Annotated in this window: 9 protein-coding genes and 1 pseudogene; 3 read left to right on the top strand and 7 right to left on the bottom strand. The window is 59.9% G+C overall.

Annotated elements, in window-relative coordinates; all coding sequences use genetic code 11:
• Window positions 1–96: 96 nt before the first annotated feature.
• Together Q0J85_RS15515 and Q0J85_RS14415 are read left to right on the top strand one after the other, a co-directional pair.
• Window positions 97–1583 (top strand): annotated as a pseudogene (locus tag Q0J85_RS15515) (DUF4965 domain-containing protein).
• Complete coding sequence (locus tag Q0J85_RS14415; protein WP_294482893.1) at window positions 1493–1789, top strand: DUF1793 domain-containing protein; 297 nt, start codon at window positions 1493–1495, stop codon at window positions 1787–1789. The pseudogene Q0J85_RS15515 and the gene Q0J85_RS14415 overlap by 91 nt, the downstream one beginning before the upstream one ends.
• A 53-nt stretch (window positions 1790–1842) precedes the next feature.
• Here Q0J85_RS14415 and Q0J85_RS14410 read toward each other — a convergent pair whose 3' ends face one another.
• The 7 genes from Q0J85_RS14410 to Q0J85_RS14380 all read right to left on the bottom strand — a co-directional run bounded on the left by Q0J85_RS14410 (window position 1843) and on the right by Q0J85_RS14380 (window position 14616).
• Window positions 1843–4884, bottom strand: coding sequence for a hypothetical protein (locus Q0J85_RS14410; protein WP_294482890.1), 3042 nt, complete (start codon window positions 4882–4884; stop codon window positions 1843–1845).
• 118 nt (window positions 4885–5002) lie between these two features.
• Complete coding sequence (locus Q0J85_RS14405) at window positions 5003–7915, bottom strand: sugar-binding protein (protein ID WP_294482889.1); 2913 nt, start codon at window positions 7913–7915, stop codon at window positions 5003–5005.
• Between the two features lie 70 nt (window positions 7916–7985).
• Complete coding sequence (locus tag Q0J85_RS14400) at window positions 7986–8747, bottom strand: prepilin-type N-terminal cleavage/methylation domain-containing protein (protein ID WP_294482888.1); 762 nt, start codon at window positions 8745–8747, stop codon at window positions 7986–7988.
• 70 nt (window positions 8748–8817) lie between these two features.
• Window positions 8818–11736, bottom strand: a complete 2919-nt coding sequence (locus Q0J85_RS14395) for a hypothetical protein (protein WP_294482886.1) — start codon at window positions 11734–11736, stop codon at window positions 8818–8820.
• Window positions 11737–11750: 14 nt separating this feature from the next.
• On the bottom strand, window positions 11751–12491 hold the full coding sequence (locus Q0J85_RS14390) for a hypothetical protein (RefSeq protein ID WP_294482884.1): 741 nt from the start codon (window positions 12489–12491) through the stop codon (window positions 11751–11753).
• An 85-nt stretch (window positions 12492–12576) separates the two neighbouring features.
• On the bottom strand, window positions 12577–13590 hold the full coding sequence (locus tag Q0J85_RS14385) for a LacI family DNA-binding transcriptional regulator (protein ID WP_294482883.1): 1014 nt from the start codon (window positions 13588–13590) through the stop codon (window positions 12577–12579).
• Between the two features lie 462 nt (window positions 13591–14052).
• Window positions 14053–14616: a hypothetical protein gene (locus Q0J85_RS14380; protein ID WP_294482881.1), complete on the bottom strand. Its 564-nt coding sequence runs from the start codon at window positions 14614–14616 to the stop codon at window positions 14053–14055.
• A 178-nt stretch (window positions 14617–14794) separates the two neighbouring features.
• On the opposite strand from Q0J85_RS14380, the gene Q0J85_RS14375 reads away from it, so the two are divergent.
• The coding region (locus Q0J85_RS14375) for a hypothetical protein (protein WP_294482880.1) at window positions 14795–15312 on the top strand (518 nt) is incomplete at its 3' end.

Raw genomic sequence — 15312 nt, 5'->3', positions numbered from 1 at the left:
GATAGTCCCAGAGTTAAGATGAACCTTCTGCCTCTTTTTTCATCCCGCCGAATTAAAAACTTTTGAAATTACCTCTACAGAAAAGGATTTTCGATTATGACACAACAGAGGCGTTATCCCGCTGTTCCGCTGGTCGTCCATGACCCCTTTTTCAGCGTCTGGAGCTTTTCCGACCGGCTGACCGAAAGCTGGAGTTGCCACTGGGGAGGAGCCGACAGCAGGCTCTCCGGCATTCTGCGGATCGACGGCCGAAGTTTGCGTTTCTCCGGTCTCGACGGCGGCGAGGCGATGGAGCAGACCGGCTGCGAAGTTCTGCCGACCCGGACGATCTACACCTTTTCGGCAGGCGGCGTCGAACTGAAATTCACTTTCCTTTCGCCGCTGCTGCCAGATGATCCGGAACTTCTCAGCCGCCCGCGCTGCTATCTGGTTCCGGAGGTCCGCGCCATCGACGGCGGTGAACACGACGTGCAGTTCTACCTGGATTGCGGCGCCGACTGGACCGTCAACGGCGCCGCGCGTCAGGTTGCCGGCGGTCGCGGCGAAGCGGTCGGGCTGAAGCTGGCGTTTGCCGACGGCTTGAACGACCATCCGCTCCGCGAATGCGGCGATATCGTCAAGATCGACTGGGGCGGCTCTATCTGGCCGCTCCGGCCGATCCGGCAACCGTGCGGCGGTATCAGAAAGCCGAAATCCTGCGCGGGAGTTTCTGCTGGGACGGTTCCATCGACGGCTGCGACGATCTGCTTGACCCGATGACCACCCAGCTTTTCAACTGGCCGGTCTGTGCGGCGTCACATAATTTCGGCAGAGTCGGCGCCGACCCGGAGACGCTGCGGCTGGCGGTGGCCTGCGATGATATTTTCGCGATTGAGTTCCTGAATGAGAAGCTGGTCGATTACTGGCGCAAAGACGGAGAAAGTTTTGCCGCCATGCTGAGCAAGGCTTTTGCCGACTACCCCGGAATCGAGCGCCGTGCGGCGGAATTCGATGACCGGCTGCTTGTCGACTGCCGGAAACTCGGGGGCGAAAACTATGCCGTGCTCTGCGCCGGCGCTTACCGGCAGGCAGTCGCCGCCCATAAGCTGGCCGCCGACCGGCGGGGCAGGCCGCTGTTCTTCTCTAAGGAGAACCATTCCAACGGCTGCATTGCGACGGTCGACGTGATTTATCCTTCGGCGCCGCTGTTTCTGCTCGTCGCGCCGGAGTTGCTCGAAGCCATGCTGGTCCCGATATTTGAGTTTCTCGAATCGCGGCGCTGGAAATGTGATTTCGCCCCGCATGATCTCGGCACTTATCCGCTGGCCAACTGCCAGTACGACTGCAACCCGGAAACGCAGATGCCGATCGAAGAATGCGGCAACATGCTGCTTCTGGCCCGGAGCTCTGCTCAAATTCGGCGACCGCAGTGAATTCGTCGGCCGCCACTACGGACAGCACAGAAGTGGGCGGTTTACCTGGTCGGCAACGGCATGGGCCCGGCTTCCCAGCTCTGTACCGACGATTTCGCCGGGCATTTGGCGCACAACGCCAATCTGGCGCTGAAGGCGATCCTCGGGCTGGGCGCTTTCGCGCCTGCCTGACCGGAAAAGATGACGATTTCCAGGCCTTGCTGTCTCCGGTGATCGATTTCCTGAAGGAGTCGCCCAGCCGGGTGCCGATGACCGACTGGTATGATACCGGAAACGGGGCGCAGGTCGGCTTTCAGGCCCGTTCCGTGGTCGGCGGCCTTTTCATCCGGCTTCTCTACGATTCCGAAACCGTCGCGTCCTGGCGCCGCGGCCGCTGATTCCGGAAGCGCCGGAGCGGACACGCCCTGCCGGATGCGTTCGCTCCCGTCGGTTACAGAAGCCCTGCCGGCACCAGTTGCGGCTCTCCGGTCTCGTACTTCCGGAACTCGAACGGCCCGGTCCAGACCGGCCACTTGTCCTTCAGGTAGAACGGGCCGTGGGAGTTGCGGCGGTGACCGAGGATGGTGACCTCCACCCGGTCGCCGCGGCCGGTCAGCCCCGTCAGTACCGTGCGGTACGGCGGCCAGGCGGCCATCGCCGCCTTTCCGCCGTTGACGGATACCAGCACTGCGGTTCCACGCCAGGGGCCGAGCTCCAGAACCGTTCCATCCGCCGTGCCGTCGGGCAGGTCGAACCGGTAAGTCAGGTTGCCGGAATAGTACGGCAGTCCCTGCTTCGTCCAGTCCCCGCGGACCAGCGTCTGCGGCGGAGCGGTCAGAACGGCGTTCTCCCCGACCGCGAACTCGCCGAGCAGATAACAGTATTCCAGCCCCGGCATTCCGGCATGATAGGCGGTTCTGAGCGTAATCCGGTTCCGGCCCTGTACGAAAAGCGCACGGGGGAGCGCCAGCAGCCGCAGGGAACGGTCCACCCACCACGCATCCGGCAGCGGCGCGATGGGAACTCCGTTGAATTCGGCCTCGTACAGTTCCGGCCTCTCCAGCGCCAGACGGCACTCTTCCGGCGGAATATCCCGGCAGTCGAACTCGTATTTCAGCTCCAGCGCCAGTTTGCGTTCCGGTTCCCGCCGGGGGGCGAGCCACGGCTGGATCATTTCGCCGCCGCGCGGCCGGACTCCGAGCCGTTCCCGGAGACGGTCGTCCAGCTTCAGAACCGGTTCCGACGCCTGCCAGCCGCCGCCGTCGATCCGGTATTCCGGCTCCGCCAGCAGCAGCACGTTCGGCTCGCTGCGCCGGACGGGGAGCGGAACGCCCGCCGGGATTTCCACCACCGGGGCGCCCGGCGCGGCGTCCCGGCGTTTACGGCAGGCCGGAATCTCCTGCGCAGCAATGAAAAGCCGGGATTGCAGCGCGGCGAAGGAGGTGTCCGCCGCCCGGCAGCCGTTTTCATAAAAGCCGTCGACCGGAAAAATCTCCCCGGAGGATGGGTCGATTTCATAGATCCGGTAAGCGGCCGGCAGCTTCCAGGCGATCCGGACTGCGGGATATTCCAGATTGCGGTCGCGCACCAGCGGCATCTCCATCTGACGGTCGCGCATTTCCACTCCGGTGTTGCAGCAGAAGAGAACTTCGCAATCGTCATGGCGGCGCAACTGACAGAGAATGCTTTCCGCCTCCGTTCCGGCGGCGGCAATGGAGAGATGGCGCACTGCCGGGCCGAGTGCCGTTGCGAGCTCGTGCTCCGCCGTCTTCCGGAAATTCCGGTAAGCCTCCGCAGCCGCCCCGGAAATTGCGCCGTCTGTCCGTTCCGGCGGCGCGCCGAGGAAACAGACCGTTCCGCCGTTGCGGCGGAACGCAGTCAGCAGTTCGAGCGTGCTCCTGCGGATGGTGCGCATTTCCGGCAGCAGCACGGCCTGATAAACTGCCTGGCCGATGCGGAGTCCGGCCTCTTCCGCCGCGCCGTGCCGGGCCATGATCTCTTCGTCGCCGAAATCGAAATCCAGATGCTGCCCGAGCAGGAAGTTGGTCAGATGGACCAGCCGGTTTTCTTCCGCTGTGTTCCACTCCGGCTCCGCACTGTCGCGTCCTTCGTAAAAGACGCCCCAGGTCGATTCGATCGGATGCACGACCAGCAGATCGCGCACCTCGGCGCCGCCGGAGAGGGCCAGGTTGATCCGGGCGAAATAATCTGTGATCCGGTGATAGGATTCGAACCACGGCGACTGGCTGGAGATGCTGGCCGGATAATCCCGCTTGCCTTCCCCCTCCATCGTGTACCAGGCCAGGTGGGGGCAGAAGAAGTTGATTCCCAGCGCGGTCTGCCAGTCGCCCAGCGCCTTGTGCCCGGCGAAGGGAAAATCCCAGCCGGTGCAGCCGTAGGTTTCGCTGAGCCGGAGAGACCGCCCGAACTGGCGGGCGACCGAAACGCACTGCTTGGCCGCCAGGAAAATATTCCAATGCTCGGTCAGGAGATCGATTCCGGGACTCTGCATATATTCATAGAAACGCATGGCGCTGCCGACGAAACTGCTCTGGCTGACGACGTTGTCTTCGAGAAGGACGTGGCCGGTGAAAAGCAGGTTGTTTTTTTCGCACCACGCGCCGATCCGGCGGCTGAAGGCATTGACGAAGAGATGCGTCAGGGTGTTGTAGTAGTGCATGCGCACCGGCGAAAAATCTTCGTCACCCACCTTGAAAAACAGCTCCGGCAGCCGGTCGGACAGCTTCATACCGCCGCTCAATTCTGCAAAGGTCTGCGGCAGGGATTCCGTCCACGGCATGCTCATGCTGCCCGGCAGGAACCCGGTCCGGAAATTCGGTTCGTCGGAGAAGATTCCCGGGACCGTGCCGCCGAATTCCGAACCCAGTTCAGCCCGGTATCTCTCATGGGTGACGCGGATGAATTCCTCCACAGCTTTTTCATTCAGCACATCCAGATAGGCTTCGCCGTTGAACCAGGAGCTGTCGGGGGCGACGGACAGCCGGAAGCGCAGCAGCGTTTCATTTTCGGCCAGCGGTTCACCGGCGCTTTCCAGGCGGCGGAAGGAGGAGCAGCGGCGCGCGTTCAGGTCGGCCGCGGCGAAACAACCGAGCGTCCGGCACCCGTCCTCCGCCCGGGCTTCGTCCCCGGAAATGCACTGGATGAAACGGCTGCGGTATTCCGGATTGCGGGTGACGAGCCCGCCCGCCGCGCCGGAGGGCCAGCGGTCCTCGTCGTAGAGCCAGGCGTCCATGCCGCATTTTTTCGCTTCGTCGATGCAGGCCCGGACGCACTCGAACCACTCCCGCCCGAGATACTCCGTGTTGAGGCCGACGCGCGAATGCATGAAAAATCCGCCGAAGCCCATTTCCCGGAAATCGTTGATTTGCCGCCGCAGCTCCTGCGGTTCGAGTTTGCCGTTCCACGCCCAGAAGGGAGCGCCGCGAAATTCTTTGCCGGGGGCCGGCAGACGGGAGAGAATAGAGTCAAGCATTTTATTCCGGTTCAGGTTTGATGTCAATATGGTTGTCTGCGAGTGAAAAAGGGACGATTGTGTCTCGCCGTTCTTCTCCGGCCGGCGAAACACGATGGTCCCGGTCTTTTGGTCCGGGTTATTTCCTGCGCCCGGAACGCAGCTGCACAAGGCCGAACTTGCCGGTGTCCTTGTGGCCGTCCAGCCCGTCGAAGAACAGCATCGTGCGCGAGCGGATGCCGCCGTCGCTGTCGTTGATCAGCAGGGCGATGCGGAATTGCGTGCCGTCCTTCAGCTCGAAGCCGAGCCGCTCCGGAGGAATCGTGAAGCTGTATTCGGTCAGGTTGCCCCTGCGGGTGACGGAACAGGCGCCGTCGAATTTTCCGGCTTTGAATCCCTCCGGCGGATAATGGCTCCAGCCGACCGCACCGTCGCCGGTGAGCGAGAAGGTGTATTCGCTCCAGTTCCTGCCGTTCATCGGGTCGAGGCCGAACTGGATGCTGTCGTTTTGCCAGATATGGGGGCCGGTATGGGGGGCGTTGTGCTCCTGGTCGGTTACGCGGCATCTGACATGCAGCCCTTCCCGGGACCAGCTGAAGGAGAGCGCCGCGGAAAGATCCTCTTTGCCGCTCCAGCGCGGGATGGTCGGCACGAACACCAGTTCGCGCAGCGCGGCGGGAGAATCCAGCATGATCGGTTGTTCCGGCGAGCCTTTCTCCGGGATTTCGACGCAGCAGACATAAGGAATCGGCAGCGAATCCTCGAACACCTTTCCGTTTCTGTCCGAAAGGATCAGTTCGGCGGGAATCACGCTTTCGCCGTAGTGCTGCTCCGCCGGGATCGTGACATTCACCGGAATTTCTTTGCTTTCTCCCTGCTTGAGTTCACCCGAGAAAGAGCGCCCGGCAAGCTTCAGCCGGTAACGCAGCGCCTGCGGCAGGGGATTGGCGAGGGTCACAACCGTCTTTACACGTTCTCCCGGCACCGCCGCCAAACCGTCCCGGAAGGAAAGAAGCCGGGGCTGTGCCTGGAGTTTTCCCTTCGGTGCTTTCAGGTAGAAGGGCAGACTTGCGCTTTCCACTGTGACCAGGCCGCTCTGCGGCTTCAGTGTCCGGGTGTTGCCGTAAATGTCGGTGCGGAGGACCGGAACGTCGGAACGGAGGACGAATTTCAGCCCATCCGCCCGGCGTTTTTCCCATACGACGGTCACTTCGTCTGTTTCTCCGGTGAAGCGGAAGGCTTCCAGCAGCGGATCGAGCTCCGCCATGCCGCTGAAATCACGGTTGGAGAGCTGCCGGATCAGTTCCGCGTAAGCCAGGAAGGAGGGTTTCGGCTGGTTGTAGACCGTCACCAGGCTGAAGGTGTCGTCGGCGCCGATGCCTTTGTCCCAGTAATCCTGCATCATGAACCAGTTGTAATATTCCATGCCGACCGCCTTGCTGTAGGTGATCTTCCTGACCAGCTGGTCGGCCTGGGCGTAGAATTCCCGGGGGGCGGCCATGAAGGAACGGGTGGCGGCCTCCGTATTGATGATCGGCTTGTGGCCGGGGCCCGCGATTTTCTTCACGATGTCGAACGTGAAGCGGTAGTGCGGGTAATTGCCGTGCTCATGGTAGGCGATGACGTCGAAGATCTCCGGGCGGGCCAGCAGGCGCTCGATGAACTGCGGCTGCGAGCCGGGGATCGCCGGGCAGAAGCCGCCGGTGGTGATCTTTACATGCGGAGCATGTTTTTTGAAGATCGGATACAGGCGGCTCAGGGCGGTCAGATAATCATCCGTCATCGTCCGGGAGTGGTTGAGATTCGGTTCATTGATGAACTCGAAATACCGCGCTTCCGGCATGGCGCCGAAGAATTTGGCGAATTCGGTCATCAGCGCGTCGAATTCCTCCCAGCGGCAGTCGAGCGGCGAAGTCGGGTTCGGCCTGATCACCCACGGCGGCATATACCCGGCATAATCGATCAGCAGTTTGACGCCGGCCTCGATCGGAGGCGTCCAGAGTTTGCGCAGCGCTTCGGCGCGCAATTTGCCTTTGGCCATCTGGGCGTTGCCCATCAGGCCGGCGCGGATCATGTCGACGCCGAGCAGCGGCAGCCAGGAGGCGTGCAGCACTCCCTCTTCGTAACAGTTGTTCAGCTCCTGGTCCTCGACGGAAAACCACATCGGCCGCTTGTTGACCGGGCCGTTGTTCGGTTCGAAAACCGAGATCCAGCCGAAATGCAGCGTTTCGCCGCCGAGCGCGACGGTGACCGGATGGGGCGCCTGCGTGTCGAAGCTGCCGAAGTCGAATTTCTGATAGCAGAACCCGTAGGGAGGAAGTTCGATCTTCCGGGTGAATTCCTTCCCGGCTCCCTTTACCGTGATTTCGCCGGAGAACGGCGTGGAAAGACGATTGCGGAACAGATATTCCGGCGTCACCTGTTCGCCGGGGCGCCAGCCGAGCTTGCGGTAAACCGGTTCGGCGGTGATCGGAGCGAGATCTTCCGGCAGTTTTTTGAAATCCACCTCGACATCGTCGAAGAAGATGTCGCCTTTGGCCGGGCCGGAAAACCACACCACCAGCCGGTAAACGGAGAAGGGATGGCGCCCGGCGATCTTCTCTTTCGGGAAAGGAATGAAGATTTCGCGCCAGCCGTCGCCGGAGGCGGGTACATAAGCAGTACGGATCAATTGTCCGTCGCTCAACTTGAGATCAAACGTAAAGCGGGTGTTGAACCCGCACGGATTGACCTGCAGGCGAATGCCTTCCGCATTTTCGTCCAGCTTCTGGAGAAAGACGCGGTTGTTGCCCATGCCGAACTCGGCTTCCCGTCCCGCGGCGTCGAAGGTGAGCTTTGCGCAGTATCCGTCGGGACGCGAAGCGTCCGGAAAGCTGCCGCAGCGGTTCCAGTAGATGTTTTCCTCGGGATTTACGGTGCCGCCCATATCGCACCACGTGGTAATGCGCGTAAAATCGTCCAGCATCACCCGGGCCGGCGGCTGCGCGGTTGCGGTGGCCGCCGTCAGGCAACAGAACAGCAACCCCTTGAGTTTGAGAAATTTTAAATTCATGAGAATGTCTTCAGGTAAATTAACGTTGAAAAGTGTGACGAGTTTCATCAGGATGTGTCTGCCGCCCCGACTATTCGTATGCTCCGCCGGCGAGGCGCGTCGTATCACGCCACCAACGGAATTCATTGCTCCAGCTCGCATCCGTCAAACGCGGCCGGGCAGAAGAAACATGACCATCTATACAAAGAAGATTGATGCTGTCCCCGTGGGATTTCACCAAACTTTCAAAGGCGTAATCCAACGGGATTTCTGGAGCGGCATAAATGAATTTTGCCGTAGTTCCGGTACCGGCATAGTCTGTGGCATATACCTGACGTGAGGGAGCTTTCAGGCTGACGATTTTTACGGCAGGCCAGGTCAGCCAGTTGTCGCTTGCATCGTTCGGCTGGGAAAACGAACCGGCGATATTACCATTCACGCCATAGGAGTTATAACAGGAAATTTCCTGATCGTTCTGATCATAAAAATAGAAAACTTCGTGTTCCAGCGGCAATCGACTTGAATCGGCCGGACACTGGAAGACCTTGGCGTTGCCGATCACTCCGTAGAGCAGTTGCGTCCAGATGCGGGAGTGGTGATCCCAAGAGCTTGACCAGTGGCCGTAAGGCACATAACTGTCGTAGCTGTCGGCATAAAGCGCAATGCCGGTGCCCATGGTTTTCAAATTGGTCGCGCAGGATATCTTGTGCGCCCGCGCCCGCGCCTTGTTCAGCGCCGGCAGGAGCATGGCTGCGAGAATCGCGATGATCGCGATCACGACCAGAAGTTCGATGAGTGTAAATCCGAAGCTGTTTCTCCCGCTTCCGGACGGCCGTTTGCTGCTCTGTTTCATTCCTATTCCTTTCATGTTGGGTGGATCGGCGCCGCCGGTGGCAGGCGGCGCCGGCCGCGTTATGGAAAAATCATTGTTCCGAACTCAGTTGCATGACTCCGTACAGCCGGGTATTCTTTTCGCCGTCGATTCCGGCAAAGTAATTCATGGTGCGGAGACGCACGCCGGAATCGTTGTCGCAAACCAGCAGCGCCATCCGGAAAGCCGTTCCGGGCCGGAGCGGAAAACCCAGTTGATTACCGGGAATGGTGATTCGGTACCGGGTCAGATTACCCTCGCGCACGATGGAAAAGCCGCCCTGAAAAGGCCCCGCTTCCATGCCCGGCGGAGGAATATGGCAGTAGCCTTCCGGCCCGGCGGAGGTGAGGGAAAATGCATATTCCCTCATCTCTCCCTCCATCGGGGCAATGCCGATCTGGACGCAGTCGTTCCGCCAGAGGTAAATGCCGTTCTCATTTCCGCAATGCTCCTGATCCGTGACCTTGAAATCGAAGGAAAGCCCCGCTTCGGAATACCATACCGCAATTTCGGCGGAAAGGTCCTCCGGCCCCTGCCAGGCGGGCAGCCGGGGATCGAACACCAGCTCCCGCAGCGACGATGCGGAATCAAGAATGATCGGCTGCGCCTTCCGGCTGGTTCCGGCGATTTTTCCGCAGCAGAAATAGTTCAGCGAAATTCCACCCTGATAGACCGGCTTTTCCTGCTTCCCCTGCAGCGTGAGCGGCAGGGTCAGGGTGCGCATTCCCGACTGCGCATACGGGGGGACCGCCACCGTCACCGGTACAGCCCGCTGTTCTCCCGGTCCGATCCGTCCGGATCGGCGAATTCCGCCCACCGCCAACGACCAGGCGAGCTCCTCTCCGTACGGATTGTTCAGCAGCAGAACCGCGGGAACCTTATCACCGGGCATCCCGCATACGGGAGACCGGAACGAGAGCAGCGGTTCAATCGCCGTCAGCGCCTTTTTCGGCGTCCGCAGGTAGAACGGCAGTTCCGAAGCCCTGAGCATGACGATGCCGTTCCGGGGCGGCAGCATTTCGCTGTTGCCGTAAATGTCGCGGTATTCAACCGGAACGTCGGAGCGGACCATGAAGTCGAAGGTCTCGTTTTCCCGCCGGGGCCAGAGCACGAACACTTCGTCCGTCTCCCCCTCGAAGCGGCAGCCGTCAAGCCGCCGGTCGAGCTCTGCCGCTTCTCCGGGCATGCGGTTGGCCAGTTGCCGGATCAGTTCGGCGTAAGCGGCAAAGGAGGGCTTCGGCTGATTGTGGATCGTAACCAGACCGAAGGTGTCGTCCCGTTCGGCATTCCGCCCCTTGTCCCAGAAGTCCTGAACCATGAACCAGTTGTATCCTTCCATCCCGGCGGCTTTGCTGTAAGCGATCTTTTTGACCAGTTGGGCGGCCTGGCGGTAAAACTGATCCGGCTCCGTGTAACGCGACCGGAAGCCCGCTTCGGTATTGAACACCGGCTTGCGGATCTCCCCCATGAGCCGCCGCATGGTGCCGAAGGTATCGGCATAACGGGGATATTCCGAATGTTCGTGGTAGGCGACCGCGTCGAAGGTTTCCGGCTGCGCCATCAGCCGTTCGATGAATCCGGGCTGCGAATACGGGACATCCGGGCAGACGCCGCCGGTCATCACCTGAATTTCCGGCGCATGTTTTTTGAAAATCGGATACATCCGCCGGATGGCGGCCATGTAGTGATCGGTCATCCTGCTGCCCGGTGTGGTCACGTCGTGCAAGTTCGGTTCGTTGATGAACTCGAAGTAACGCGCGCCGGGAAGGGTATGGAAGAATTTCGCCAGATGCTCCATGAACAGATCGAATTCCGCCCAGTTGCAATCCATCGGCGAGGTCTGGGGGCGGGCGGCCACCCAGGGGGGGAAATATCCGGCGTAATCGATCTGCAGCATCACGCCGGCCCTGATATGCGGCTGCCACAGTTTACGCAGCGCCTCCGCCTTGAAGCGTCCTTTGGTCATCTCGACATTCCCCATCACTCCGGCGCGGATCATGTCGACGCCGAGCAGCGGCAGCCAGGAAGCGTGCAGCGCGTTCTCGGCCGGAGCGTTGTTCAGCTCCTGGTCCTCGACGGAGAACCACATCGGGCGTCGGTTGAGGCGGCCGCGGTTCGGCTCGAAGACCGTAACCCACCCCCGGTGAAGCAGTTTTCCTTCCCATGTCAGCTCGAGCGGCAGTGCGGTCTTCCGGTCGAATACGCCGAAATCAAATGCAATCACCTTTGCGCCGTAAGGCGGCAGGTCGACTTCACGGCTGACCTCGCGCTCGCCGACGCGCATTTTCACGATGCCGCGGAAAGGCTTCCCGAGACGGTTGCGGAAACGGTATTCCGGCACGGCCGGCTCTCCGGGACGCCAGCCGAGCTGCCGGTAAACCGGCAGCGCTCCGAGCGGTGCAGACTCTTCCGGCAGCGTGGAATATTCCACCTGGAGATCGTCGATCAGCATTTCGCCTTTGCCTGCCTTGTCGGCCGTGAAGATCAGGTTGTGAATGACGAACGGAGCCTTCCCCTCCAGCGCCGGTTCGAACGGAATGAAGATCTCCCGCCAACCGCTGCCGGAGACGGCAGCCGGAACGGTGCGGACCTTTTTCCTGTCGCTCCGTTCCAGATCCAGACTGATGCGGCCGGAAAATCCCTGCGGATTCACCCACAACCGGAGTCCGACGGCGTTCCGATCCAGAAACGTTTTGTAAATCTCGTTCTTATAGGCGTAGCCTTCGCCGTTGTCCTGCAGGAAATCGAATTCAAGGCGTCCGCACCAGCCGTCGTCGCGGGAAGAGTCCTCCGCACTGCCGAGCGGGCACCAGTAACGCTCCGCGTCCGGATTGGAGCCGGGGCCGTCATCCCAGTAGTAGGAGCTGATCGTGGAAAAATCGTCCAGAATCACCCGCGCCGGGGCATCCGCGGCGCAGAGCACCCGGCAGGCCGGCAGGATGAAGAGCAGTATTGTCCGGAATAAATTCATCTGATTTCTTTCGTTTATGGCTTTTCACGGTCGTCCTGCGGCGTTCCGTCTTCCGCAAAGGAGATTTTCAACTGAGAACTCTTCCGTCCCCGCATTTCGGCATGGCCGTCGAACATCAGTACGGTCCCTTTCCCCGCGTGCCGGCGGATAAAGCCGATATTGCCGTTTTCCTGCAGCGCGTCTCCGGTGAAATACCAGGCTCCGGCCCGGTGCGCCTTATGGTATGAGTCCCCGTAAAGAATGGTTCGACCGGGTTTTAAGGAACTGAACAGCCGGATATAGCAAAAGCCGTCGTCGTCATTCATGCGGTAGACCAGTTCGCCCGGGAAATCCCGGCCGTTCCTGTTTGTCTTCCGCTGTTTTTCCCAGTAACCGGCATCGCGGCGATAGTTGTAAAGACCGTTCATCCCCACCCAGATTCCATCGGTTGTCCTGTTTTCATCATCGGGACAGCTCCCGATTCCATACTCCGCATAGCCGAGGCTTCGCGGATCGTCCGGGCGTTTGAAAACAACCCTTGTCCACGGGATGACCCCGTCTTTTTCCGTCCAGTTCATGAAGATCAGAAGCCCTTCAAAATCATTTGCATATGTATGGAACGCCATTCCCATGCGGCGGCAATTGTCCGCACAGCCGGCCGCCTTTGAACTTCCCTGAGCCGAACCGGCTGCCGCCGCTGCCAGAGAAAAGAGCAGCATAATAATTACTATTGTCAATAATAATTCGGACAGCGTGAAACGGGCCGCTTCTCTCATGGACACTTCCTTTCCGGGGCCGGACACAAAACGCCCCTGCCGCGGCTGGAAAACGAGTTTCCGCACGGATTGCTGTTATATGAAATCAGCCGGTGCTGTATTGACCGGAAACGCCGGCCGGAGGAGAGCCGGCAGACGGCTGAAACGATTCCCGCAGAATCAGCGTTTCATCGATAAAAGTTTTCTCCACATGCGGTTCCCCGTTCAGATTCCGGAGAATGATGCCGGCCGCCCGCCTGCCGATCTCCTCCACGGGGATGGAGATGATCGAAATGGACGGCGTCATGTAAGAGAGGAAATATTTGTTGCTCCAGGCGATCAGGGACAGATCTTCCGGAATCCGGACATGGTGGGTAAACAGCACCCGCAGCAGCATGCAGATCAGATGGGTGTCGCAGAACACCAGGGGGAACTCCCCGACCCGCGGCAGAAATACTTTTTTCACTTCCTCGCAGGTGGTTTCCTTCACATAAAGGACTTCCCCGATGCAATCCTCTTCCGCGACAGCCTGTTTGAAACCGCGAATCCATTCCCGGCCTCCGACGCAGTCGGGGGGGATCGACAGAAAAGCGATTTTACGGTAGCCTTGTTCGATGCAGACCTTTGTGGAACGGTATGCCGCCAGATGATCGTTGCCTTTGACGAAGGAGAGTTCCGGCTCCTCCGTCTCTTCCAGCAGAACGACGGGGATGGAGTTCCGGACCATGTCCATGAAATGTTTTTTTTCATCCGAAGCGGGCTGGACGATGACGCCGTCCACATTCCGCTGCATCAGGTTGAAGAAGATTTTCTTCTCCTTTTCCGGATTTCCCTCCGTATTGCAGAGCAGTACATTATACTCTTCGCCGAGCGCGTCCTCCACCGCTTTCACGAAGCCGCACCAGAAATCATTGTCGATATTATACACGACGATTGCGATGTTGAAGGTGCGCTTCAGCCGGAAATTCCTGGCCTGTTCGCTGCGCCGGAAACCGTTGTGCATTGCGAACTCGGTGACCCGCGCCCGGGTTTTGGCGGCGACGCGGGTGTTGCCGTTCAAGGCCTGAGACACCGTTGTCGGCGAGACGCCCAGTTCTTTTGCGATATCGTAGATTGTCATGGCTCAATAACCTTTTCACATCGATTTGAAAGCTATTAATATTATATTCAAATCGATGTGAAAAGTCAAGAGCAAAAAGATTTTTTTTGCATTTTTATTCGATGCCCCGTCCCCCGGAGGGGCATGGCGGACGATAAAATTGATTTTCCTGTACGGCAGGGAGATTGCCGGTTGTTTCCGGTTCGGATCGTGAACTCCCGTTCCGTGTGCGGCCGGTATCCGTCGGGCAGCTTCGTGCAAAGCACCATGTTTCCGCAATGTTCACCGTTGTGCGGCAGATGCCGTCAGGAACTCCTGACGCATTTTCACCTGTTGCTCCGTAAAAAATCCCGGTATGCCGCCGCAGTTCTCCATCGTCGGACAAGGCGGGAAATATACTTCCGAATCCGCATGTTTCAAACGGGAAGCTCTGCCGCCTTTGCGCGCGCAGACGTGCTGCTGACCGGCTTCTCTGCTCCGGGGTCAGCGGAAAATATCCGCGTCGATTGCGTTTTCGTAGCTGTCCGAGACGACGTCGAGGTATTCGGTATACGGAGCGGACCCGGGATTGTCGATCAGCTTCCGGGCGAATTCGGCCGACCGTACGCCGATGTCGAATAAATCCCTGATGTGCAGCTGGAGGGTCCGGAACGGCTGCCGGCTGCCGTTTTCTCCGGTCGCGGCCGGCAGCAGCCACTGAAACAGGGATTGCGTTTCGGTCGAGCAGAGCGCGTCGACGTTGATCGCCTCCGCCTTGCAGAGTTTCGACAGTGCGGGCAGGCAGCCGGGCAGGGTGATGAGGTAACTGCAGAGGAGTCCGTCGGCTCCGGCCAGCGGCGCAAGGTTTTTTTCGTGGCCGGGCGTGTACAGGAGCACTTCGCAGACCTCCTCAGCCGGGACTCCGTGGAGCAGGAGGGTTTCGCGGTAGCCGCGTGCGGTCTCCCGGTTGCTGAGCGTGGTGATGATGGTGTCGATGATCCCGAAACGGCTGCTGCCTTCAGCCAGCTGGCGCAGCGCGGCGCGGCTGCCGATAGGAAAAAGTTGCAAAAGTAGCTTGACAAAACCTAACATGGAAGGAACAAGATGTTGTGCAGTTCAAACTGATTTCATCTATATATAACCTTAGTGATGGCAGGCTGAAGTGACGGCCTGAATGAGTGATCAGCCCTGTCGGTCTTTGTGACCGGCGGGGCTGATTGGTTTTAATCGCATGGAGGTGGTGAAGATGAAGATCAGAAAGAGTGTGTTGCTGGAGGCGTTGAAGGTACTGGGGAAGGTCGTGGCGCAGACTTCGCCGGAGGTGGTGGTGCGGTCGGTTCGCTTTGTCGGGGACGGCGGGCGGCTGCGGCTCATGGCGACTGACGGCGTGGAGCGTGTCGCATTGCGTGTGGAGTGTGAGGTTGCGGAGGCGGTCGATTTTGCGGTCGAATATCGGGCGTTGCGGGAGCTGATCCGTTCCACGCGGGGTGGGGAGGTGGAGGTTACGGGGAAGCCGCTTGAATGGCCGGAGCTGGAGGTGGTTCCCGAGGAGGCGGTCACGGTTGAGCTTCCGGCTTCGTTCGGGGAATTGCTCGCTTTGGCGGCTCCGGTTACGGATCGCGATGGTGCGCGGCTCATTTTGCGGGGCGTCAACCTTTCGCCGGAGGGCATTACTGTGACGAACGGAAAGGAGCTGCTGCATCTCCCTTGTCCGCTCACGATTCCGGAGGAGGTTACACTGCCGTTTCCGCTCGCGTTGTTGAC

The organism is uncultured Victivallis sp., assembly GCA_944389935.1.
Classification (GTDB): domain Bacteria; phylum Verrucomicrobiota; class Lentisphaeria; order Victivallales; family Victivallaceae; genus Victivallis.
The sequence above is the reverse complement of the archived record's forward strand: the minus strand, read 5'-3'. Positions and strand labels throughout refer to the sequence as shown.